Here is a 458-nt window from a genome sequence, read left to right as displayed (position 1 = left end):
CCGCCAAGCCCCCGCGGTTCCGGCAACGCCCCGGCCGCGAGGCGGTCGGCACGCTGCTGCCGGTGGAATTCCTGGCCACCTCCGGTTCGCTCATCGACGTGGCGGCGTTCCGCGCGGTCGGGCCGTTCCGGGCGGACTACTTCATCGACGGCGTCGAGCTCGAATGGTGCTTTCGCGCCTGGAGCGCCGGCTATGGGTGCTGGATGACGCGGGAGGCCACGATCGGCCACCGCGTCGGCGGCGGCACGATCCGCGCGTTCGGCATCGAGACGCCGCGCCAGCCGCTGTTCCGCATGGCGACGTACCTGCGCAACTCCGTCTACGGCTGGCGCCTGCGCCACATCCCGCTGCCGTGGAAGCTGCGCCAGCTCGCCTACCTCCCGCTTCAAGTCGCGCTGTACTGGCGCGACGGCGGCTACCGGCCGGCGGTGCTGCGGCGGCTCGCGCAAGCGGTGCTC

Annotated in this window: 1 protein-coding gene; it reads left to right on the top strand. The window is 72.9% G+C overall.

All coding sequences use genetic code 11. From position 1 onward, the window contains the following. Positions 1 to 458 (top strand): glycosyltransferase family 2 protein (locus FV222_RS28980; protein ID WP_281406956.1); only part of this gene is annotated, 458 nt, incomplete at both ends.

Origin of the sequence: Methylobacterium sp. WL103 (assembly GCF_008039885.1) — a bacterium.
GTDB classification, from domain to species: domain Bacteria; phylum Pseudomonadota; class Alphaproteobacteria; order Rhizobiales; family Beijerinckiaceae; genus Methylobacterium; species Methylobacterium cerastii.
Note: the sequence above shows the minus strand (reverse complement) of the source record. Positions and strands in the feature narration are given on the sequence as shown.